The sequence below is a fragment of the Streptomyces sp. NPDC057424 genome (assembly GCF_042803315.1).
Taxonomy (GTDB): domain Bacteria; phylum Actinomycetota; class Actinomycetes; order Streptomycetales; family Streptomycetaceae; genus Streptomyces.
The window spans coordinates 60,343-81,869 of sequence record NZ_JBHVCP010000032.1 but is presented as its reverse complement, the minus strand read 5'-3'; the positions used below and the strand labels follow the sequence as shown (position 1 = coordinate 81,869).

At 72.9% G+C, this 21,527-nt stretch carries 16 protein-coding genes; 15 read left to right on the top strand and 1 reads right to left on the bottom strand.

The genetic code is table 11. The annotated features are described in order from the left end of the window. The first annotated feature begins 62 nt into the window (after positions 1 to 62). From ACFU3E_RS24115 to ACFU3E_RS24100, 4 genes are all read left to right on the top strand, one after another. Complete coding sequence (locus ACFU3E_RS24115; RefSeq protein WP_384161793.1) at positions 63 to 458, top strand: cell division protein SepF; 396 nt, start codon at positions 63 to 65, stop codon at positions 456 to 458. Positions 459 to 529: 71 nt separating this feature from the next. Further along, positions 530 to 1,663, top strand: coding sequence for an AAA family ATPase (locus ACFU3E_RS24110; RefSeq protein ID WP_384161790.1), 1,134 nt, complete (start codon positions 530 to 532; stop codon positions 1,661 to 1,663). Beyond that, positions 1,656 to 2,015: a nucleotide pyrophosphohydrolase gene (locus ACFU3E_RS24105; protein WP_384161787.1), complete on the top strand. Its 360-nt coding sequence runs from the start codon at positions 1,656 to 1,658 to the stop codon at positions 2,013 to 2,015. The genes ACFU3E_RS24110 and ACFU3E_RS24105 overlap by 8 nt, the downstream gene beginning before the upstream one ends. A gap of 200 nt (positions 2,016 to 2,215) precedes the next feature. Next, positions 2,216 to 2,686: a DUF6099 family protein gene (locus tag ACFU3E_RS24100; RefSeq protein WP_384161784.1), complete on the top strand. Its 471-nt coding sequence runs from the start codon at positions 2,216 to 2,218 to the stop codon at positions 2,684 to 2,686. 95 nt (positions 2,687 to 2,781) lie between these two features. On the opposite strand, the gene ACFU3E_RS24095 is transcribed toward ACFU3E_RS24100, so the two are convergent. Continuing rightward, positions 2,782 to 2,955: a hypothetical protein gene (locus tag ACFU3E_RS24095; protein ID WP_384161781.1), complete on the bottom strand. Its 174-nt coding sequence runs from the start codon at positions 2,953 to 2,955 to the stop codon at positions 2,782 to 2,784. A 239-nt stretch (positions 2,956 to 3,194) separates the two neighbouring features. On the opposite strand from ACFU3E_RS24095, the gene ACFU3E_RS24090 reads away from it, so the two are divergent. The 11 genes from ACFU3E_RS24090 (at position 3,195) to ACFU3E_RS24040 (ending at position 21,483) form a co-directional block, all read left to right on the top strand. Next, entirely contained in the window at positions 3,195 to 4,118 is a 924-nt protein-coding gene (locus ACFU3E_RS24090) for an LLM class F420-dependent oxidoreductase (protein WP_384161778.1), read from the top strand. 156 nt (positions 4,119 to 4,274) lie between these two features. Further along, positions 4,275 to 5,738 carry a 3' terminal RNA ribose 2'-O-methyltransferase Hen1 gene (locus tag ACFU3E_RS24085; protein WP_384161776.1) on the top strand — a complete coding sequence of 488 codons (1,464 nt, stop codon included), beginning with the start codon at positions 4,275 to 4,277 and terminating at the stop codon, positions 5,736 to 5,738. Next, the gene (locus ACFU3E_RS24080; protein ID WP_384161773.1) at positions 5,735 to 8,275 is read left to right on the top strand and encodes a polynucleotide kinase-phosphatase; all 2,541 of its coding nucleotides are present in this window, start codon (positions 5,735 to 5,737) and stop codon (positions 8,273 to 8,275) included. Before ACFU3E_RS24085 ends, ACFU3E_RS24080 begins: the two co-directional genes overlap by 4 nt. Positions 8,276 to 8,433: 158 nt before the next feature. Further along, positions 8,434 to 9,951: a hypothetical protein gene (locus tag ACFU3E_RS24075; protein WP_384161770.1), complete on the top strand. Its 1,518-nt coding sequence runs from the start codon at positions 8,434 to 8,436 to the stop codon at positions 9,949 to 9,951. Positions 9,952 to 9,966: 15 nt separating this feature from the next. Next, positions 9,967 to 11,058 carry an AAA family ATPase gene (locus ACFU3E_RS24070; RefSeq protein WP_384161767.1) on the top strand — a complete coding sequence of 364 codons (1,092 nt, stop codon included), beginning with the start codon at positions 9,967 to 9,969 and terminating at the stop codon, positions 11,056 to 11,058. Further along, entirely contained in the window at positions 11,058 to 15,587 is a 4,530-nt protein-coding gene (gene fxsT / locus ACFU3E_RS24065; RefSeq protein WP_384161764.1) for an FxSxx-COOH system tetratricopeptide repeat protein, read from the top strand. Before ACFU3E_RS24070 ends, fxsT begins: the two co-directional genes overlap by 1 nt. A gap of 135 nt (positions 15,588 to 15,722) precedes the next feature. Beyond that, positions 15,723 to 16,898, top strand: coding sequence for a hypothetical protein (locus ACFU3E_RS24060; RefSeq protein ID WP_384161761.1), 1,176 nt, complete (start codon positions 15,723 to 15,725; stop codon positions 16,896 to 16,898). After that, the gene (locus tag ACFU3E_RS24055) at positions 16,895 to 18,022 is read left to right on the top strand and encodes a caspase family protein (RefSeq protein ID WP_384161758.1); all 1,128 of its coding nucleotides are present in this window, start codon (positions 16,895 to 16,897) and stop codon (positions 18,020 to 18,022) included. The genes ACFU3E_RS24060 and ACFU3E_RS24055 overlap by 4 nt, the downstream gene beginning before the upstream one ends. A gap of 97 nt (positions 18,023 to 18,119) precedes the next feature. Next, positions 18,120 to 18,353, top strand: coding sequence for a hypothetical protein (locus ACFU3E_RS24050; protein WP_384161755.1), 234 nt, complete (start codon positions 18,120 to 18,122; stop codon positions 18,351 to 18,353). Positions 18,354 to 18,461: 108 nt separating this feature from the next. Then, entirely contained in the window at positions 18,462 to 20,159 is a 1,698-nt protein-coding gene (locus tag ACFU3E_RS24045) for an HEXXH motif domain-containing protein (RefSeq protein ID WP_384161753.1), read from the top strand. 100 nt (positions 20,160 to 20,259) lie between these two features. Next, positions 20,260 to 21,483 (top strand): arginine deiminase, encoded by a 1,224-nt coding sequence (locus ACFU3E_RS24040; protein ID WP_384161750.1) that lies wholly within the window; start codon positions 20,260 to 20,262, stop codon positions 21,481 to 21,483. Positions 21,484 to 21,527: the final 44 nt, after the last annotated feature.

Genomic DNA, 21,527 nt, shown 5'->3' with positions numbered 1-21,527 from the left:
GAACGGGTGACTCTGCGCAAGAATTGCCCGATGCAGACAGCGAGCGCGAGCCAGGACGGAGCATGCCGGTGAACAGCCACGATGTCACCGACGAACAGTGGGAGGGGCTCGCCCAGGTCGTGCCGCTGCGGGGCCGGGACGCCTGGCCGTCCTCCGTCGGCCACCGGTCCGTACCCGAGGCCGAGACGGAGACCCGCCGCCGTTTCGTCGTCCTGCGCGTGAACGTCTTCGCCGACGCCCGTGACGTCGCCGAGCGGCTGATGGCGGGCGTGCCCGTCCTCCTCGACCTCACCGGCGCGGAGACGGAGGTCGCCAAGCGGGTCCTCGACTTCAGCACGGGCGTCGTCTTCGGCCTGGCGAGCGGAATGCACCGGGTGGACCGCAACGTCTTCCTGCTGACACCGGCGGGAACCGAGGTGACCGGGTTGATGGAAGGGGCAGGGCTCCCCGGGATGTGACCGTCGCCCGTTCGTAGGAAGCCCCGGAGACGGAACGGTTCGTCCCGCCGACGGAGCCCTACCGTCCGGATATGACCCAGCCCGCCCTCCCCGACCGCCCCCGCATCACCGAACTGCGCCTGGCCGCCTTCACCACCCACCGCCGTGCCGCGTTCCCGCTCGGGCCCCTCACCCTCCTCGCCGGGCCCAGCGGCTGCGGCAAGACCAGCGCACTGCGGGCCTACGAGGCCCTCGCCCGGCTCGGGGGCGGCGCCGAGCTCGGCGCGGCGTTCCCCGACCCCGTCGGCTGCGTACCGGAACGGGCCCGGCCCGACGCCCAGCGCCGCCGCGGCTTCCGCATCGGCTGCACGGCCGACGGCCCCGCCGGCCCGGTCCGCCTCGACGTGGCCGTACAGGCCGAACCCGAACTGCGCGTCGTGGGTGAGCGGTTGACGGCCGACGGGCTGGTCCTCCTGGAGACCGCCCTGCGCGACCCGGGCAAGCGCGCCGTGCAGGCCGCCTGGCACACCGCCGGGCCGACGCCGGTGACCCGCGGCCCGCTCCCGGACGACCGGCTCGGCACCGCCCTGCTGCCGCTGCGCGTGGCCGGCAAGACGCCCGGGCAGCGCAGGGTGCTGGCAGCCGCCGAGCAGATGGTCGTCGCCCTGCGCTCCGCGTTCGCCTGTGACCCCGAACCCGCCCGCATGCGCGAGCCCGTGACGGCCGGGTCCGGCCGCCTGCTGGGCGGCTGCGGCAACCTCGCCGACGTGCTGTGGCGCACCCGCGCGGAGTGCGGGCGGCGGCACGCGCGATTGGTCGCGGCGGTGCGGGCGGGGTGCGCGGGGCCGGTGGCGGACGTGCTCGCCCTGCCGGACGGCATCGGAACGGTCACCGCCGCCGTCGACCGGGGCGACGGATTCCGCACGGGCCTCGGACGGCTCGGCCACGGCGAACTGCGCTACCTCGCCTTCGCGCTGGTGCTTCTCACCGGACCCGGTGTGCTGGAGGTCGACCCGGCCGGCGAGGTGCCCGCCGCGCTCCAGACGCTCACCGTCCTCGCCGACGGCTTCGACCGGGGCCTGGACCCACGGCAACGGCGGGAACTGCTGAGCCTCGCGGCCCGGATGTGCGAGCGGGGGCACATCCGGCTGGTCGGCGCGGTCAGCGACGCCTCCTGGGCCGCCGGGACACAGGGAGCCACGGTGGTACACCTGGGCCGTGACTGATCCACTGGACGCACCGCAGCCCGGCCCCCGCGGCGAACCCCTGGACGTGGCGGCCCTGCAGCGCCGGCTGGCCGAATTCGCCGCCGCCCGGAACTGGCAGCCGTACCACACCCCCAAGAACCTGGCCGCCGCCCTCAGCGTCGAGGCGTCCGAACTGGTGGAGATCTTCCAGTGGTTGACGCCCGAGGAGTCGGCCCGGGTCATGGCCGACCCGGACGCCGCGCACCGTGTCACCGACGAGGTCGCCGACGTGCTCGCGTATCTGCTCCAGCTGTGCGAGGTGCTCGGCATCGACCCGCTGGCCGCGCTGGACGCGAAGATCGATCGGAACGAACGGAGGTTTCCGATCTAGCGGCATCGCCCCCGCCGCCTGGAGCGAAAGAGTCCACTTGCACGCTGCGTAACCAGATCCCGATCCGAATCCGAATTGTTGTCCGCAGATTTCCGCCTTCCTCTGGCTTTTCGTCTCACACCCCTTCACTCTGGGTAGTGAACAAGGGAGTGCGGGCAGACGGACGCGCACAGCGCGTCAGGACAAGACGGGGGCAGCGCATGGACGCGGTGCGGCTCATCGTGGCGAGCAGGCGGTCCCTGGCGGCGGGCGGCGACGCGCGGGAGACCCTGGCCGAGGTGTGGCAGGCGCAGGCCCTCGCGCAGGCCATAGGCAGCCGCCTCGCGGTCGCCGGACCACCCGAACTGCGCGGCGAGGCAATGGGATTGACGGAGCTGGCGGGCCGGGGCTGCGGTGTCCTCGACCCGCCGGAACTGGCCCCCGGCGAGCTGCGGGCGGGCCGGCTCACCGAGTTGGGCGACGCCCGCCACACCCTGATGTACCTCGGCGACCTCCTCGGCGAGGTCGGCATCGCCCTCGTAGCCCTGGCCAGCGCCGCCGGCGACGAGGGCACGTACTGGCAGTGCATGGAGGCCATCGACGCGGCGGACGAGTCCCGCGACCGCGTCCTGGAAATGCTCCGCAGACTCGCGGACCGGGAACAGACGGTGCCGGAGCGGGAGGCGGGGTAGGGCGAGTCCTGAGGCCCGTCGTGTGGCTCACGCCGCAGACGCGGGGATGACAGGCCGCAGCCGATTCCCTGCGACCTGATCCGCACGACAGGCCCTCAGCCCGCCTTCCCCTCCTCGACGGCCTCGCGTCCGGAACCCCCTGACGCCTGGAGGTCCGCGTCCAACGCCGACAGATCCGCGTTCAACGCCGCCATCAGCTCCTCCATCTGCTGCAACAACCCTTTCGGCTGCCCGCTCCCGCCCTGCTGCGGCACGGTCTCTTCGGACATGACGGCCTCCTCGGCCCCCGGCCCCCGGGGAGGCCGACGCGGGTGACGCCCCGGTGGGCCACCCCCCGGTGCGGAAGCCGGGGGCTCCGGCTCCGCCCGAGCCAACGATCACCATCGGGGCCGGTCACTGGCCCGGTCACCCGGCCCCGCGGTATGCACGTAATTTCACCCGACCGGGGACCGGGCGGTCCGGGGGAGGCGACCTCGTGATCGCACACCCCGGCGTGCAGGATGGAAACATGGATCTTCGCATCTTCACCGAGCCCCAGCAGGGGGCCACCTACGACACTCTGCTCACCGTCGCCAAGGCCACCGAGGACCTCGGTTTCGACGCCTTCTTCCGCTCCGACCACTATCTCCGCATGGGCAACGTGGACGGCCTGCCCGGCCCCACCGACGCCTGGATCACCCTGGCCGGACTCGCCCGTGAAACCAAGCGCATCCGGCTCGGCACCCTGATGACCGCCGGCACCTTCCGGCTGCCCGGCGTGCTCGCCATCCAGGTCGCCCAGGTCGACCAGATGTCCGGCGGCCGGGTCGAGCTCGGCCTCGGCGCCGGCTGGTTCGAGGAGGAGCACAAGGCCTACGGCATCCCCTTCCCCAAGGAGAAGTTCGCCCGCCTCGAGGAGCAGCTGGAGATCGTCACCGGCCTGTGGGCGACGGCCCCCGGCAAGACCTTCGACTTCCACGGCACCTACTACGACCTCGCGGACTCTCCCGCCCTGCCCAAGCCGGCCCAGCAGAAGATCCCCGTACTCGTCGGCGGCCACGGCCCGGCCCGCACCCCGCGGCTGGCCGCCAAGTACGCCGACGAGTTCAACATGCCGTTCGCCTCCGTCGAGGACAGCGAGCGCCAGTTCGGCCGGGTGCGCGCCGCCGCCGTGGAGGCCGGCCGCGGCGGCGACGAGCTGACGTACTCCAACGCCCTCGTCGTCTGCGTCGGCCGGGACGAGGCGGAGGTCGCCCGCCGAGCCGCCGCGATCGGCCGCGAGGTGGACGAGCTGAAGCTCAACGGCCTGGCCGGCTCCCCGGCCGAGGTCGTCGACAAGATCGGCCGCTACGCCGAGATCGGCTCCCGCCGCATCTACCTCCAGGTCCTCGACCTCGACGACCTCGACCATCTGGAACTGATCTCCGCGCAGGTGCAGTCGCAGCTGCCGTAGGGGCCCGCCGAGCCGCCCTCGATAAACGAAGGCGCTGGTGGGCACAGGTGTGCGAAGCTGTGGGCGTCGTCCTGCCGAGCCCCCAGGATCCCCCTTCCTGGGGGCCCTCGCACGTACGGCACCGACACCATCCACCCAGCCGGAGAGGCCCTCCGCATGTTCCTGACGATCACTACCACCGGCACTCCGGAACGTCCCGCCACCGACCTGGGCTACCTGCTGCACAAGCATCCCGACAAGGCGCAGACGTTCTCCACCTCCTACGGAACGGCCCACGTCCTCTACCCCGAGGCGGAGGCCGGGCGCTGCACGGCGGCGCTGCTGCTGGAGGTCGACGCGGTGGCACTGGTCAGGCGCGGCAAGGGCAAGGGACGCGGCGGCGCCCCCGACGCGGCACTCGCGCAGTACGTCAACGACCGCCCCTACGCGGCTTCCTCCCTGCTCGCCGTGGCGCTGAGCAGCGTCTTCTCCAGCGCGATGAAGGGCGTCTGCAACGCCAGGCCGGAACTTCCAGGCCAGGCCAGGCCGCTGCGCGTCGAGGTGCCCGCGCTGCCCGCCCGCGGCGGCCCCGACCTCGTACGAAAGCTCTTCGAGCCGCTCGGCTGGACCGTCGCCGTCGAACCCGTGGCGCTGGACAGCGAGTTCCCCGACTGGGGCGACTCGCGGTACGTGAGCCTCAGCCTGGAATCGGCCGCGCTCACCCTCGCCGAGGCCCTGCGCCACCTCTACGTCCTGCTCCCCGTCCTCGACGACGCCAAGCACTACTGGGTCGCCCCCGACGAGGTCGACAAGCTGTTGCGCGCCGGTGAGGGCTGGCTGCCCGGCCACCCGGAGCAGCGGCTGATCACCAGCCGCTACCTCTCGCGCCGCTGGTCGCTGACCCGGCAGGCCACCGAGCGCCTGGAACTGGTGCGGCTCGCCGAGACCGACGACAGCGAGGTCGAGGAGATCGACAACGCGGTCGAGGCGGAGACCGAGACCGAGGAGAAGCCGGCCCCGCTGGCCGTGCAGCGCCGCGAGGCGATCGTCACGGCGCTCCGGCGCTCCGGAGCCGCCCGGGTCCTCGATCTCGGCTGCGGCCAGGGCCAGTTGGTGCAGGCACTGCTCAAGGACCCGGCGTTCACCGAGATCGTGGGCGTGGACGTGTCGATGCGCGCGCTCACCATCGCCTCCCGGCGCCTCAAGCTGGACCGCATGGGCGAGCGGCAGGCCTCCCGCGTCCAGCTCTTCCAGGGCTCGCTCGCGTACACCGACGTCCGGCTCAAGGGCTACGACGCCGCCGTGCTCAGCGAGGTCATCGAGCACCTCGACCTGCCCCGGCTGCCCGCCCTGGAGTACGCGGTGTTCGGCTCGGCGCGACCGAGGACGGTCCTCGTGACCACACCGAACGTCGAGTACAACGTGCGCTGGGAGTCCCTCCCGGCAGGACACGTCCGGCACGGCGACCACCGCTTCGAATGGACTCGCGCGCAGTTCCGCGCCTGGGCCGAGGCGGTGGCCGGACGGCACGGCTACGGCGTCGGGTTCGAACCCGTGGGCCCCGACGACCCGGAAGTGGGGCCGCCCACCCAGATGGCCGTATTCACCCTGACCACGCCGAAGGAGGCGAAGGCGGCATGACCGACACACAGCAGGGGCGCGTGCTGCCCGTCACCGACCTGTCCCTGGTGGTGCTGGTCGGAGCCACCGGCTCCGGCAAGTCCACCTTCGCCCGCAGGCACTTCAAGCCCACCGAGGTCATCTCGTCCGACTTCTGCCGCGGCCTCGTCTCGGACGACGAGAACGACCAGAGCGCCACCAAGGACGCCTTCGACGTCCTGCACTACATCGCGGGCAAGCGCCTGGCCGCCGGCCGCCGCACGGTCGTGGACGCGACCAGCGTGCAGCCCGAGGCCCGCCGCCAGCTGATCGACCTGGCCAGGCAGTACGACGTCCTGCCGATCGCGATCGTGCTCGACGTGCCCGAGGAGGTGTGTGCCGAGCGCAACGCGGCCCGCACCGACCGTGCCGGCATGCCCCGCCGGGTCATCCACCGCCACACCCGCGAACTCCGCCGCTCCCTGAGGCACCTGGAGCGCGAGGGCTTCCGCAAGGTGCACATCCTGCGCGGCGTCGACGAGGTCGAGCACGCCACGGTCGTCACCGAGAAGCGCTTCAACGACCTGACCCACCTCACCGGCCCGTTCGACATCATCGGCGACATCCACGGCTGCGCCGCCGAACTGGAGGCGCTGCTCGGCAAGCTGGGCTACGTCGACGGCGTCCACCCCGAGGGCCGTACGGCCGTCTTCGTCGGCGACCTGGTCGACCGCGGTCCGGACAGCCCCGGTGTGCTGCGCCGCGTGATGGCGATGGTGAAGTCCGGCAACGCCCTGTGCGTGCCCGGCAACCACGAGAACAAGTACGGCCGTTACCTGCGCGGCCGCAAGGTCCAGCACACCCACGGCCTCGCCGAGACCGTCGAGCAGATGGCGGGCGAGAGCGAGGAGTTCGTCGCCGAGGTACGGGAGTTCCTCGACGGCCTCGTCAGCCACTACGTGCTCGACGGCGGCCGGCTGGTCGTCTGCCACGCCGGTCTGCCCGAGAAGTACCACGGCCGCACCTCCGGCCGGGTCCGCAGCCACGCCCTGTACGGCGACACGACCGGGGAGACCGACGAGTTCGGCCTGCCCGTGCGCTACCCGTGGGCCGAGGACTACCGGGGCCGGGCCGCCGTCGTCTACGGCCACACCCCGGTGCCGGAGGCGACCTGGCTCAACAACACCATCTGCCTGGACACCGGCGCCGTCTTCGGCGGCAAGCTCACCGCCCTGCGCTGGCCGGAGCGCGAGCTGGCCGACGTCCCGGCGGAGCAGGTCTGGTACGAGCCGGCGAAGCCGCTGCGCAGCGAGGCACCCGGCGGGCAGGACGGCCGCCCGCTGGACCTGGCGGACGTGCGGGGCCGCAGGGTCGTGGAGACCCGGCACCAGGGCCGGATCTCGATCCGCGAGGAGAACGCGGCGGCGGCCCTGGAGGTCATGAGCCGCTTCGCGGTGGACCCGCGCCTGCTGCCGTACCTCCCGCCGACCATGGCCCCGACGGCCACGAGTCACGTCGAGGGCTATCTGGAGCACCCCGCGGAGGCGTTCGCCCAGTACCGGGACGACGGCGTCGCGCGGGTCGTGTGCGAGGAGAAGCACATGGGCTCGCGGGCGGTGGCCCTGGTGTGCCGGGACGCGGAAGCGGCCCGCAAGCGCTTCGGTGTGGACGGCCCGACCGGGTCCCTCTACACCCGCACCGGCCGCCCGTTCCTCGACGACGAGGCGCTCACCGGGGAGATCCTCGACCGGGTGCGCACGGCGATCGGCGAGGCCGGCCTCTGGGACGAGCTGTCGACCGACTGGCTGCTGCTGGACGCCGAGTTGATGCCCTGGTCGCTGAAGGCGTCCGGGCTGCTGCGCTCCCAGTACGCCGCCGTGGGCGCCGCGTCCGGCGCGGTGCTCCCGCAGGCCCTGGCCGCCCTGCAGGGCGCGGCGGCGCGCGGCGTGGACGTGACCGGCCTGCTGTCCCGCACCGGTGAACGCGCCTCCGACGCGGCCGCGTTCACGAAGGCGTACCGCCGCTACTGCTGGACCACGGACGGCCTGGACGGGGTCCGTCTGGCACCGTTCCAGATCCTCGCGGTGCAGGGGCGCAGCCTCGCAGGCCTGGCGCACGACGAGCAGCTCGCCCTGCTCGACCGCATCGTCGAGCACGACGGCAGCGGCCTGCTCCAGACCACCCGGCGGCTGTACGTCGACACCGCCGACCCGGAGTCGGTGCGGGCCGGTGTCGACTGGTGGCTGGAGATGACCGGCCGCGGCGGCGAGGGCATGGTCGTCAAGCCGGTCGGCGCGGTGGTCCGCGACACCCAGGGCCGCCTGGTGCAGCCCGGCATCAAGTGCCGGGGCCGCGAGTACCTGCGGATCATCTACGGCCCGGAGTACACGCGCCCGGAGAACCTCGCCCGCCTGCGCTCGCGGTTCCTCAACCACAAGCGGTCCCTGGCGATCCGCGAGTACGCCCTGGGCCTGGAGGCCCTGGACCGGCTGGCCGAGGGCGAACCCCTGTGGCGGGTGCACGAGGCGGTGTTCGGGGTGCTGGCCCTGGAGTCGGAGCCGGTCGACCCGAGGCTGTGAGCCGGAGGAGCACACGAATCCGGCCAGGCTTGTCCCGCCTGGGACGCTCCTGGCCGTACGTCGCCCTTCCGGCCCCATTCGTCCCTGGTTAACCGCTGGTTGCCGTGCTAACTTCGCTGGTCGGCCCAGACAGGTGAACCGACTCAGGGGGAAAGTCGGTGCGGACAGGTACGGCGCCCGGCGAGTTCGGCGGCACATCCGGACACCAGCCGGACTTCGAGCTGCTGTTACAGCTCACCGATGTCCTCTGCGAGCTGGGCTGCGTGGAGGACGCACCGAGCCGGGTGCAGTTCGCAAGTCTCCTGGGAAGCCAGCTCCGCCGGCAGGTGGACATCCGCGGCGTCAGACTCCGTGAGGACGTGGTGAGTCTGGTGACCGCCGCGCTGAGCGTGGCGGGCGGGGAGCACGTACTGGTCGGAGTGGTCCGCATCCTCGAGGGAGCCCCGGCCGGAGACGAACTCGACCGGCTGATCGCTCCTGCCCCCGCCCTGCCCGGGCCGCTGTCCAAGGACGACGAGAAGAGCGCACGCGTCGCGCTCTCCCGCGGCGACCTGCCCGCCGCACGCTTACGGGACGGTCTGGCCGAGGAACTCGCCGGCCTGGACCTCCCCGACGGGCTCACCCCCGACCAGCTCTTCGCGCACCTCCTCGAATGGAACGCGCAGGACGACGGCCTGCCCCCCGTCGTCCTGCTCCTCGACCACGCGGCCTGTCTCGCCGGGACCGTCGAGCACCGCCTCGCCCTGACCGCCTGGGTCGACGACTGGACCGGACGTGCCGGCCTGGTCGCGGAGCTGGGAAGACGCCGGGAGAGACGCGCGGCGGTGGTGTGGTCGCCCGACATCCCCCGCACCCTCGTCGTCGCCGTCGAACCGGCCCGGGACGGCAGCACCGACGTGGTCGTGCGGACCTGGACGAACGCGACCCCGGGCCGCTGGGACCCCCGCCCCGGCGAGCCGGACACGATCCCCCTGGACGACCTCGGCCGAGCGGTGGACAAGGCCCTGCGGCGCGGCACCCAACTCTGGCTGGTGCCACGCGAACCGGAGTCGAGCGGCCCTCAGGAGCCGCCTGCGTACATAGAGTTCCTTCTTCCGTACGATCTGATGAACCATGATGTGGCGGGGTTGACGTTCGCCGTGGGCGATGGTGAGCCCACTCCGCTCAGCCTGCGGTACGGGGTGCACCTACGCAGCCTGGAGCGCATGCGTACGGACAACGCCGTGGTCCGGCAGCAGTGGCAGCGGCGCTGGGCGGCGCTGAAGCAGCACGGCATCACGGTGCACGCCTGGAGGGAAGCGGACGCCCGGCGGCTGCGCGCGTGGCAGATCGCGCTCGCCGGGGAATCCAGAAGGACGGCAGTGCTGTTGGACGCGCCGACCCGGGCACCGGCCCTGGAGGCGCTCAAAGCGGCGATCGCGGAGGGAGTGGGGCTGGCCGTCTGGGACCGCAGAGGTGTGTTCAAAGAGGAGAGGCGCGAAGTGGTGACCGCGGTCTTCGCGGCCGTCACGATGCCCGTGCAGCTTCCTTCCGTCATTCACCGCATGCGTCTGAACGCCGAGAGCGGCGCGGAGGACGCGGTCCAGTACCTGGCCCGGAACGTCGGATTCCTGTGGGACGACCCCACACGTGTCGTCGACCTCCAGGCCACCGACCCCGGCGATCTCGCCAGCTGAGCTAGGAGGTTCGGCATGAGCGCACAGGAACGGACGGCCGCGGACGACTGGCGTGTCTTCCACGCCACCGGACGCCCGCAGGGCGACCCGCCCGTGCTGCCGGACCCGCCGCCCTGGCGGAGGTTCCGCGGCGGCCCGGTCGAGGCCCCGCCCCCGGACGACGCCGAGGCCGCACTGCGCCGCCTGGGCCCCGGCGGCCTCACCCCGCAGCTCGACGAGGAACAGATAGAGACGGTCAACGCCGCCCTGCTGCTCCGGCGCCCGCTGCTGATCACCGGCCCCCCGGGCGTCGGCAAGTCGACGCTCGCCTACCTGATCTCGCGTGAGCTGGGGCTCGGCCGGGTACTGGAGTGGAACGTCGTCAGCCGGACCAGCCTGCGGGACGGCCTGTACGTCCACGACGCCATGGGCCGCGCCCAGGCCATCGCCGCCTGGCAGGCAGGACTGCGGGACACGCCGCGGACGGAGCCGGTGTGCGAAGACGGCGAACAGACAGTCAACTCCACGATGACGTCAAAAGATCGTCAACTTGCGCCGGTTATAGGCGAGTTCATTACACTGGGGCCCCTGGGTACCGCCCTGCTGCCCTACGAACGGCCCCGGGTGCTTCTCGTCGACGAACTCGACAAGAGCGACATCGACCTGCCGAACGACCTGCTGCACGTTCTGGAGAATGGAAGCTATGAGGTTCCGGAGCTGGTGCGCGACGCCGCCGACGCGGCGAGCGTGCACACCAGCGACCCGGGGAACCGGGCCGTGGTGCGCAACGGGCGGGTCGAGTGCCGGGAGTTCCCGGCCGTGGTGATCACCAGCAACGGGGAGCGGGAATTCCCCGCCGCCTTCCGCCGCCGCTGTCTGCCGATGGAGATGCACACCCCCACCCGGGAGCAACTACTGGCCATGGTGGACGGCCATCTCGGGCTCCGGCCGCAGGGCACCGAAGACCTCGTCGACCTGTTCGTTCAGCGGGTCCAGGCGGGCGGGGTCCACTCCCTCGACCAGTTGCTCAACGCTGTCCAGATGACTACCGCGGGTGGTTTTCAGGCTGACGGTGACGGGCGTAAGCTCGTCGAACTGCTGCTCCGCGACCTCGCGAAGGGCCGCTGATGACCCGGGAGCGCGCATCCGGACCCGGCGACGGGGATCCCGCATCGGGATCGTCGCCGCCTCCTTCGGTGTACCCCGAGCCGCCCGCGGGCGAGCGCGGAGACCGGGTCCCGGCCGCTCCCGACCACTTCGTACCGCGCTGGCAGGAGTTCGCCGACGCGGTATGGCTCGCCGCGCACTGGAGCCGGTACGGCGGCCCCGGTGGCCCGGCCCAGGACACCGCCGCCCCGGCCGCGGAAGCGGAAACCGTACGCCCGCAGGACGCCGAGACCGAACGGCCTTCCCGGCCGACGGTGGTCGACGACGCACTCCTCGGCCGGCCCGCTGCCGACGACGCGTTCCTCGGCCGGCCCGCAGCCGGCGAAGAGGACGCTGCCCCCGAGCCCCGGCCGGGCGGCCGCACTCCCGCCTCGATCCCTGCCGCCGACCGGGCCGTCTCCCGGGCCGCCGGCCGTTTCTTACCCCACCCCGAAGGCCGCTTCACCCTGCATCTCGGGCCGCCGCTGCTGCCCCGGGCCGAACCCGACCCCTCCGGCCCCGGCCGTGTCACGGCCCTGCTCGCGCGCGCCCTGCACCACCTGGCCCGCCGTGTCCCGTCCCGCAGCAGCCTGGAGCTGGACGAGGAGACCACCGCCGAACAGGGCCTCGCCGACGGACTGTGGATGCCGTTCCTGCGGCCCGCCCGGGTCTCCGCCTTCGACCTGGTGCTGCTGCTCGACCAGGCGCCCACGATGCGGATCTGGGAGGAGAGCGCCGCGCGCCTCGCCCGCGCCGCCGAGCACAGCGGTGCCTTCCGCAGTGTGCGCACGATCCGGGCGACCGTGCCGCGCACCGGCACCGCCACCCTGCGCTGGCCCACGGGCCGGGCCGTCGCCGACCCGGCCGAACTGCTCGACGGCCGGGGCAGCCGGATCTTCCTCGTCGTCACCGACGGACTCGCCCACGGCTGGGCCGCCACCGCCGCCGACGAACTCCTCGGCCGCCTCGCCCACGCCGGCCCCACCGCCCTCGTCCACCTGCTGCCGCCGCATCTGCGCCACCGGTCCTCGCTCTACCCGTACCCGGCCGTCCTGGAGGCCGGAGGCTTCGGAGCCCCCAACGACGGCCTCGGGCACTGGGCGCCGCCCGGCGGCCCCGATCCGATGCGGCCGCTGCCCGAGGCGGGCGACGGGTCCGTCGCCGTTCCGGTGCTCTCCCTGAAGCCCGCCTCCCTCGCCGCCTGGTCCGACCTGGTCACCGGCGGGCGCGGCGTTCGGCGTTCCCTGCCCGTGGTGCTGGCGGGCGCACTGAGCAAGGGCGCGCCCGCCCCCGGTCTGCGCGCCCCGCGTCTCCCGCGTGCCGCCACCGCCGCCGTACGGCGCTTCTTCAGCCTCGCCACCCCCTCCGCCCGCCGGCTCGCTACCCAACTGGCCGCCGTTCCCTTCGACTTCGACCTCGTCGAGGAGCTGCGCAGGCGGGTCATGCCGGAGACCGGCCCCGATCACCTCGCCGAGATCCTCATGGGCGGGCTGATCGACTGGGAGGGCGGGGAGGAGGGGCGTCCCGAGTTCGCCGAGGGCGTCCGCGAGGCGCTGCTCGCGACCACCACCCGCAGTCAACTCGCCCGCACCGTCAGTGTGGTGGGCGAGCTGCCCGCCGCGGGGGAGCGGGGTGTCGCCCTGCGCGCCGCGCTGCACGACCCGCTGCGGACCAGGCTGCCCGACCCCGCCCAACCCGGCTGGGCGCGCAGTGAACTGGCCGTGATGCGAGCCCTGTCGGGGCCCTACTCCGAGCGGGCCAAACGCATCGAACCGAATCTGTCCAGGTACGTGCCCGCCGCGGCCCCGCAAGGGGAGGACACCGCGTCCGCACATCCACCCCCACAGGTGAATAACCCGGGCGATACGACTCCATCCAGCCCAGCGGACAGTGACCCGAGTTCGGATATTTCCGATCTGACTGGAGAATCCGCGCCGTCTCCGACGGCCGGCGCGCACCGACAACAGACCCCGGAGGCAGAGCCGCTCATGCAGAGCACCACGACCGCAACGCCGGCCCTACTGGTGAACGTCCCCATGCGTAACACCTCGTTCGTCGGCCGTCAGGCGCTGCTGAGGGCCGTGGAGGAGCAGCTCGCCGCCCAGGACACCGCGGCCGTGCTGCCCAACGCCCTGCACGGCCTCGGTGGCGTCGGCAAGTCCCAGCTGGCGCTGGAGTACATCTACACCCACCAGCGTGACTACCGGATCATCTGCTGGATCCCCGCCGAGCGCGAGAGCCTCATCCTGGCCGCGCTGTCCTCGCTCGCCTCGCAGCTGGGCGTCGCCCCGGCCGGCCAGGACAGCCTGGGCGCCGCCGCGGCCAACACCGCCGTGCCCGCCGTACTGGAGGCCCTGCGCACCGGGACGCCGTACGACAACTGGCTGCTGGTCTTCGACAATGCCGAGGACATCGAGGCGGTGCGCGGCTACTTCCCGCACAACGGTCCGGGCAAGGTCATCGTCACCTCCCGGAACCGGGGCTGGGAACGGGTGGCCACCTCGCTGCCGGTGAACGTCTTCGAGCGCGACGAGTCCGTCGAACTGCTCCAGAAGCGCGCCAAGGACCTGCCCCGGGAGGACGCCGACCGCCTCGCCGAAGCGCTCGGCGACCTGCCGCTCGCCGTGGAGCAGGCGGGCGCCTGGCTCGGTGTCACCGGCATGGAGGTCGACGAGTACCTCGACCTGCTCGCCCAGCGCAGTCCGGAGATCCTGGAGATCGAGCAGAGCCCCGACTACCCCGTCTCCGTCGCCGCCGCCTGGGACATCTCCCTGGAGCGCATCAGGGAGAACAACCCGGGCGCCCGGCAGCTGCTCGACATCTGCGCCAGCATGGCCCCCGAGCCCATCCCGCGGTCGATCCTGCGCAGCAGCCGGGGCGTCAACATCACGCCGCAGGTCGACCCGATGCTGCGCGAGCCGATCAAACTGAACCGGGCCATCCGCGACCTGAGCCAGTTCTCCCTGATCAAGGTCGACCCGCGCGCCGGCACCCTGCAGATGCACCGGCTGCTCCAGACCGTGCTCCTCGCCAAGCTGAGTGAGGAGGAGCGCGAGAGGATGCGGGACGCCGCGCACCAGCTGCTGTCCGCCGCCAACCGGGGACCCTACGGCTCCTCCCAGGAATGGCGCGACTATCAGGCGCTGCTGCCCCACGTCCTCGCCTCCCAGGCGGTGACCAGCACCGACCCCTATGTGCGCGACCTGGTCTACGACACCATGTGGTTCCTCTACTACTGGGGCGACCACGAGGGCGCCGGGGCCTTCGGCCGGCAGGCGTGGAGCGCCTGGCTCGCCGCCTCGGGCGAGGAGGACATCTATGTCATCCGCATGACCAAGGGTTTCGCGTTCCTGCTGCGCCAGGTGGGTCAGATCGCCGAGTCGATCCCGCTGACCGAGAAGGCGCTGGAGGTCTCACGCCGGGTGCAGGTCGAGCCCGAGGAACTCATCGACTCCCTGTGCGAGATGTCCGACGCCCGTCGCTACCAGGGCCGGTTCCAGGAGGCACAGGACCTGGGCAAGGAGGCCACCGAACTGGCCCGTTCGCTGTTCGGTCCCGAGGACCAGGCTGCCCTGCGGGGCGCTCACAGCTGGGGTGTGGACCTCCGGCTGTGTGGGCAGTTCAGGGATGCGTTGACGCTGGACCAGGAGACCGCCCGCCAGCGTGACGTCCTGTTCGGCGATGCCAGTTTCTTCACGCTCAACACCCTCCACTGTGTCGGCATCGACACGCGGGAGGCGGGCTGGTACCCCAAGGCGCGCGAATTGCAGGAGGACGTCTACCGGCGGGCGCTCACCGCACTCGGCGAGAAGCACCCCCTGACCCTGCGCATCGCCCGTGACCTCGGAGTCTGCCGCCGCCGGGACGGAGACCTCTCCGAGGGCGCCAAGCTCGCCGAGGAGACGCTGCGCCACTTCAAGTCCCGCTACGGCGACGAGCACCTCGACTCGCTGACCACGGCGACCAACGTCTGCGTCGACCGGCGGCTGGCCGGAGATCTGGAGGGCTCGTACCGGCTCGCGCAGTCCACCGTGGCCCGGCTGGTGCGGCGCCTCGGCGAGAACCACGCCCACACCCTGGTGACCAGGGCTAACCTGGCCGCCACCGAGCGGGCGCAGGGTTGCCTCGACACCGCGCAGGAGGTGGAGGACGACGTGGCGCGCCGACTGAGCGACACGATCGGGGCGCAGCACGTCATCACCCTCACCGTGGGCATCGGCCAGGCGAACACCGCCTACTCCCGGCTCGACTTCGAGCGGGCACACGCGATCGACTCCGCCAACCTGCCGCTGCTGACCGAGGTGGCGGGCGGGGACCATCCGCTCACCCTCTCCTGCACCTCCAACCTCGCCCTCGATCTGCGCGGCCTCGGGCGCGGTGACGAGGCGGACGTGCTCCAGCGCAAGGCGGTGGAGGGCTTCGCCCAAGTGCTGCGCACCGACCACCCCTGGCTCCAGGCCGCCCGTCAGCGCCGCCGCATCGAATGCGACATCGCCCCCATGCCCCTGTGACGACCGGCGGACGGACAGGGCCCGCCGCCCCGGGACGCTCCCGGGCGACGGGCCTCCTCTGTTTGCCCTGCTCCAACTTTCTTGTGAAACTGGTGAGTTGACATCACAAGGGGCAGTCGTGTCACGGGGGGGCGCATGACGGCGGTCGTCTTCGTCCATGGGACCGGCGTCCGCGAGCCGGGCTTCTCCGCGCTGGTGGAGCGGGTGACGGCCGGACTGGCCGCACAGCGCGACGGACTTCACGTCGTGCCCTACGCCTGGGGAGCGGCACACGGTGCCACGCTCGTGGTCGGCGGGGCGAGTCTGCCGCCCCGGTCCGGCACCACACGCGGTCTCGGTGAAGGCCCGGCGGGGCCGGCACCCGGCGACGACACGGCCGCGGCATGGGCCGCCCTCTACGCCGACCCGTACGCCGAACTGGCCCTGGCCGCCGCCGGATCCGGCCCGGCCGTAGAACGCCCGCCCGGCTCCGAGCCCCCGCACCAGCGCATCCGGGCGCTGCTCACCGCACTCGCGGCCCAAGGGGACGCACCCGCCGCCGAGCTGGGCCCCGGGCTGGCCCGGGCCGCCACCGACCTGGCCGCCCACCCCCTGCTCGGACCCGCCGCCGACGCCCTCGACCCGGCGGACCTCGCCGCTCTCGCAGCCCGCTCCCTGACCGCCCGCCTCATCGCCGACGCCCTCCACGCCGACTCCCCACTCGTTCCGGTCGGCCGGACCCGCGACGCCGTCACCGGCCGGATCGCCGAGACCCTCGGCGCACCGCCCCTCGGGACGGAGCGAGGGCTGCGTTCCCACCTGCTGCGGACGGCCGGAGCGGTCGCCTCCCGCGCCGTCGAGCGCCGCCGGCGCGCCCTCACCGAAGCCGCCCACCCCGCCGCCGGAGACATCCTGCGCTACCTGAGCCGCGGGGCCGCCTTCCGCGACGGCCTGCGCGCCCTCGTCGCAGGCCTGGAGCCGCCCGTCGCCGTGGTCGGGCACAGCCTCGGCGGCATCATCGCCCTCGACACGCTGATCTCCGCACCGCTGCCCCAGGTCGGGCTCCTGGTCACGGCCGGCTCCCAGGGACCCTTCCTCTACGAGTCGGGCTCCCTGCCGTCCCTCGAACACCCCGCGCCCCTGCCGCCGTACGTCCCCGCCTGGCTGAACCTGTACGACCCGCGCGACCTCCTCGGCTATCTCGGCGCGGGACTCTTCCCGGGCCGCGTCACCGATGTCGCCGTCGACAGCGGCCAGCCGTTCCCCGCCGCGCACAGCGCCTACTGGACGAACCCCGCCGTGTACCGCCACATCGTGGAGCACCTGCCGTGAGCGGCCCGACGCCGTCCGTCGACCCCGCCCGGGTGCACGCCCTCGTCGTCGGGATCGAGGCGTACGAGGCCGGGGACGCCTGGCGGCTGCCCGGGCCCGCCCGGGACGCCGTACGGTTCTGGCGGCTGCTGCGGGACGCCGGGGTGCCGGAGGACCGACTGCGGCTGCACCTGGCCCCGTTGCCGCCGTACGAACCGCCCCTCCCGTACGGGCGGGCGGACCGGGCGACCCTGCGCCGGGTCCTGGTCCGTGAACTGTCCCGAGCCCAGGGCGACATGCTGTGGGTGTGGTGGGGCGGCCACGGCGTGCTCGACCGGGCCGGGCGGCTGCGGCTGTTCTGCGCGGACGCGGGCGTCGACGACAAGGTGGGCATCGACCTGGACTCCGCGCTCGCCCGGTACGCGGGGGACGCCGTGCCCGGTCTGCGCGAGCAGATGTGGATCGTGGACGCCTGCGAGACGTTCGAGGAGGACCTCGCCTTCCAGGAGGCGCTGCCCGCCGACGCCCTGCCCGTGGGCCGGCCCGGTCATGCGCACCGGCAGACCGTTCTGCGCGCCGCCGGGCGGGGCAGGGCGGCGGCCAACGACCCCGTCCGTGCGACGGGCCTGTTCTCCGACGTCCTGCTCGGTCTGCTGGCCGACCGGGCGGCCGTTCTGCCCGCGCCACCCGATCCGGAGGAACTGTTTCCGGCCGTTCGGGCGCGCATCGCGGCCCTCAGGGAAGAGGGCCGTACTCTTCAGCACCCCGAGATCCGGCTCCAGGGCGCCGACCGCACCGAGACCCTGCCCCCGGCCGGACCGCCCGCAGCGCCGCGTCCCCTCTCGGCGTTGCAGCGGGCGGTGGAGGCCCTGCTCGCCTACCCCCTGATGACCGACCCCGGCGAACGGCAGACGGTCGTCGCCGCGCTGAACCCCCGTGTCACAGCCGTCCTGCGCCGTCACAGCAGGGCGCGCACCGATGTCGTCAACATCCTCGGCGGGCTCGCCCGGCGGAACCCGGAGGCGCTGTGGGACCTGTTCGACGCCGTGGTGTCCGTCGACGACGATCCGGAACTGAAGGACGAACTCGCTGCCGCGCTGGCCGCGTTGGCGCCCTCGACGGCGCCTGGGCGTGATCGGCGATGATCAGTGGCGTGATCGTACGGTTTTCGCCCCGGGGGGTAATGGCCATGATGGAAAGACACGGGGCATCGCGTGCCACCGTGCGAGAAGGGGGAGCATCTTGGACCAGCCGCCCGCTCTGCAGCATGCCGGAGCCGCCGCACCTGAACCGGTCGTCGCCGCTGCCGAGACCGATGTCTGGGAATCCGATCTGGCGGACCTCGCGGCGCTGCCCCTGAGCGCCGTGGACGGTCTTCCCGCCCTGCCCCCCACCACGCGCCTGCTGACCGAGGTGCTGCGCGCCCGCAGCAGCATGAGGAGCGGCGAGGGGCCGGGCGGCGCCCGAGCCGACTAGTGCCGCGGCACTAGCTGCCGACCGTCCCGACGGCAGAGCCCCGGTGCGACACCCGCACGCGCACCGGGGTCCCCGCATGTCCGCCAACCCGACCGGAGGTCCGCGACGATGACCAGCGAGCAGCACCTCGCCCCCTTCCGCATGCCGGACCGGCTCTTCGCGGAGCTGGCCGCCGGAGGTGGCTCGGCAGCGGCCGTCGCCTTCCTCGAACGAGCCGAACGCGCACGTCGGTTGCTGCTCCTGCGCACCCTCCTCGGCCACCTCGACGCCCTGCCCACCCCCCTCACCCCGGTCGCCGAAGCCTGGCGGGTGCTCAAGGACGCGGCCGAGAAGTCGCCCGAGCCGGTCGAACGCCTGCTGCTGGCCCCGCCGACCGGCGGCTGGATCTCCCACATGCTGCGCCGGGTCCACGGCACGGCCATCGGACCGCCGCTGTGGGCGGAGACGGGCCACCTGAGCGCGCTGGCCCTCTCGGCGGCCCTGCACGCGGGCACGGAGACGGCCTTCGACGTTCCCCTCACCGACGGGCGGTTGCCCCTGCCCGGACTCGGCATGGTCCGGCTCCCCGGCGCGCAGCAGGGTCTGACGGTCGGCCGGGCCACGACGGCCGGGGGAGAGCTGACGGTCGCCGGGCCCGGCCGCGCGACCGGCCCGGTGCGGGTGGCCTGCCGTCCGCTGACCCGGCGTGCCGGCGCCGACGGGGGCACCTGGCTCCCGCTGCGCACCCTCACCCACACCGGCCCCGACGGCACCGCCCCGGTCACCGTCGTACTCGAAGACCTCGACCCCTACCGCGATCTCGACGACCACCTGCCCCCGGCCCGGCTGGACGAGGACGAAGCACAGGAGTGGCAGCGGCTGTTCGGCGAGGCAGCGCGGATCCTCGCGAGCCCGGGCACGCCGGGCCCCGGGCGGGTCGACCCCGCCATGATCCGGGCGATCGTGCCCTTCGGACGTACCGGCGTCAGCCCGCCCCCGCGGTCCTTCGTCCAGGTATCGGCCTCCAGCGGCGACTCCTTCGGCGGCATGCTCATCGTCCGCCCGGCCTCCCCGCTCGCGCTCGCCGAGACCCTGGTGCACGAGCTCCAGCACAGCAAGCTGGCCGCCCTCCTGCACCTGTTCCCGCTGCTGGAGGACGACCGGGCCGAGCGCTACTACGCCCCCTGGCGCACCGACCCCCGCCATCTCACCGGCCTGCTGCACGGCGCGTACGCCTTCACCGGCGTCGCGGGCTTCTGGCGGGACCGGCTGGCCGGTGCGGAGAGCGCCGAGGCGGTCGAGCGCGCCGGCTACTTCTTCGCCCTGCGCCGCCTGCAGAGCCGCCTCGCCGTGCGCACCCTGCTGACCAGCGGCCGTCTGACGGTCCAGGGCCGCGCCCTCGTGTCGGGGCTCGCCCGCACCCTGGACGGCTGGCTGCGGGAGGAGGTCCCTCCGGCCGGACTGGCCCGGGCCCGCACGGCCGCCGCCCTGCACCGCACCGAGTGGCGGCTGCGCAACGTGGTGCCCGCCCCGGCCGCCGCACCGTCGGACCTCCGCTTCCGCCCCGACCGCACCTCCTGGCCGGATGTGCGCACCCACGCCTTCGCCGCCCGTCCCGCAGCCCCGCGCACCGCCGACGAGCACCTCGCCGCCGGGGACGCCGCCGCCGCCCTCGTCCGGTACGCCGACGTCCTGGCCGACGCCCCGGCCCAACCGCACGCGCTCGCGGGCTGGATCGTCGCCCGGACGTTCCTCGAACCGGGGCGGGCCGCCCGCCGGATGCTGGCCCGGCCGGAGGAACTGCTGGAGCCGTCGCCCCGGGTGTGAGCCCGCCCTGTCGCCCTTGCCGTCGGCGCGACGAGAACCAGGGGGCACGGAAACGGGCGAGGAGCGCGTCAATACGCCCGTCGGTGGTCAGGATGGAGGCATGGCATACCACGTCCACTCCGAGGCCGGGCGGCTGCGCCGCGTCATCCTGCACCGGCCCGATCTCGAGCTCAAGAGGCTCACCCCCAGCAACAAGACCTCGCTGCTCTTCGACGACGTGCTGTGGGTGCGCAGGGCCCGCGCCGAGCACGACGGGTTCGCCGATGTGCTGCGCGACCGCGGTGTCGCCGTCCACCTCTTCGGTGACCTGCTGGCCGAGACGCTCGAGGTCCCGGCGGCCAGATCCCTCGTCCTGGAGCGGGTCTTCGACGAGAAGGAGTACGGCCCGCTGGCCACCGATCCGCTCAGAGCCGCCTTCGAGAACCTGACCGGCCGGGAACTGGCCGAGGTCCTGGTCGGCGGCATGACGAAACGCGAGTTCCTCGATGTCCACCCGGAGCCGACCTCCGTGCGCTTCCACGTCATGGAGCTGGACGACTTCCTGCTGGGCCCGCTGCCGAACCATCTCTTCACCCGCGACACCTCCGCCTGGATCTACGACGGCGTGTCCATCAACGCCATGCGCTGGCCCGCCCGGCAGCGCGAGACCGTGCACTTCGAGGCGATCTACCGGCACCACCCGCTGTTCCGCGACGAGACGTTCCACGAGTGGTCGAAGGGGCAGACCGACTACCCGTCCACCATCGAGGGCGGGGACGTGCTGGTCATCGGCAACGGGGCGGTGCTCATCGGCATGAGCGAGCGCACCACCCCGCAGGCGGTGGAGATGCTCGCGCACAAGCTGTTCGCCGCCGGGTCCGCCGAGACGATCGTGGCCCTCGACATGCCCAAGCGGCGTGCCTTCATGCATCTCGACACCGTGATGACGATGGTCGACGGCGACACCTTCACCCAGTACGCGGGCCTCGGCATGCTCCGCTCGTACACCATCGAACCGGGCGTGGGTGAGAAGGAGCTGAAGGTCACCGATCATCCGCCGGAGCACATGCACCGTGCGATCGCCGCCGCCCTCGGCCTGAACCAGATCCGTGTGCTGACCGCCACCCAGGACGTGCACGCGGCCGAACGCGAGCAGTGGGACGACGGCTGCAACGTCCTCGCCGTCGAACCCGGGGTCGTGGTCGCCTACGAGCGGAACTCCACCACCAACACCCACCTGCGCAAACAGGGCATCGAGGTGATAGAGATCCCGGGCAGCGAGCTGGGCCGGGGGAGGGGCGGGCCGCGGTGCATGAGCTGCCCGGTCGAACGGGATCCGGTGTAGGGGCCGCTGAGGATCGTGGACGCGCCAGGCCCTGTATAGGCATG

What these genes read in the sequence shown, in the direction of transcription:
- ACFU3E_RS24115 (WP_384161793.1), top strand. Translation starts at nt 63, where the DNA reads ATGCCGGTGAACAGCCACGATGTCACCGACGAACAGTGGGAGGGGCTC.
- ACFU3E_RS24110 (WP_384161790.1), top strand. Translation starts at nt 530, where the DNA reads ATGACCCAGCCCGCCCTCCCCGACCGCCCCCGCATCACCGAACTGCGC.
- ACFU3E_RS24100 (WP_384161784.1), top strand. Translation starts at nt 2,216, where the DNA reads ATGGACGCGGTGCGGCTCATCGTGGCGAGCAGGCGGTCCCTGGCGGCG.
- ACFU3E_RS24095 (WP_384161781.1), bottom strand. Translation starts at nt 2,955, where the DNA reads ATGTCCGAAGAGACCGTGCCGCAGCAGGGCGGGAGCGGGCAGCCGAAA.
- ACFU3E_RS24090 (WP_384161778.1), top strand. Translation starts at nt 3,195, where the DNA reads ATGGATCTTCGCATCTTCACCGAGCCCCAGCAGGGGGCCACCTACGAC.
- ACFU3E_RS24085 (WP_384161776.1), top strand. Translation starts at nt 4,275, where the DNA reads ATGTTCCTGACGATCACTACCACCGGCACTCCGGAACGTCCCGCCACC.
- ACFU3E_RS24080 (WP_384161773.1), top strand. Translation starts at nt 5,735, where the DNA reads ATGACCGACACACAGCAGGGGCGCGTGCTGCCCGTCACCGACCTGTCC.
- ACFU3E_RS24070 (WP_384161767.1), top strand. Translation starts at nt 9,967, where the DNA reads ATGAGCGCACAGGAACGGACGGCCGCGGACGACTGGCGTGTCTTCCAC.
- fxsT (WP_384161764.1), top strand. Translation starts at nt 11,058, where the DNA reads ATGACCCGGGAGCGCGCATCCGGACCCGGCGACGGGGATCCCGCATCG.
- ACFU3E_RS24060 (WP_384161761.1), top strand. Translation starts at nt 15,723, where the DNA reads ATGACGGCGGTCGTCTTCGTCCATGGGACCGGCGTCCGCGAGCCGGGC.
- ACFU3E_RS24045 (WP_384161753.1), top strand. Translation starts at nt 18,462, where the DNA reads ATGACCAGCGAGCAGCACCTCGCCCCCTTCCGCATGCCGGACCGGCTC.
- ACFU3E_RS24040 (WP_384161750.1), top strand. Translation starts at nt 20,260, where the DNA reads ATGGCATACCACGTCCACTCCGAGGCCGGGCGGCTGCGCCGCGTCATC.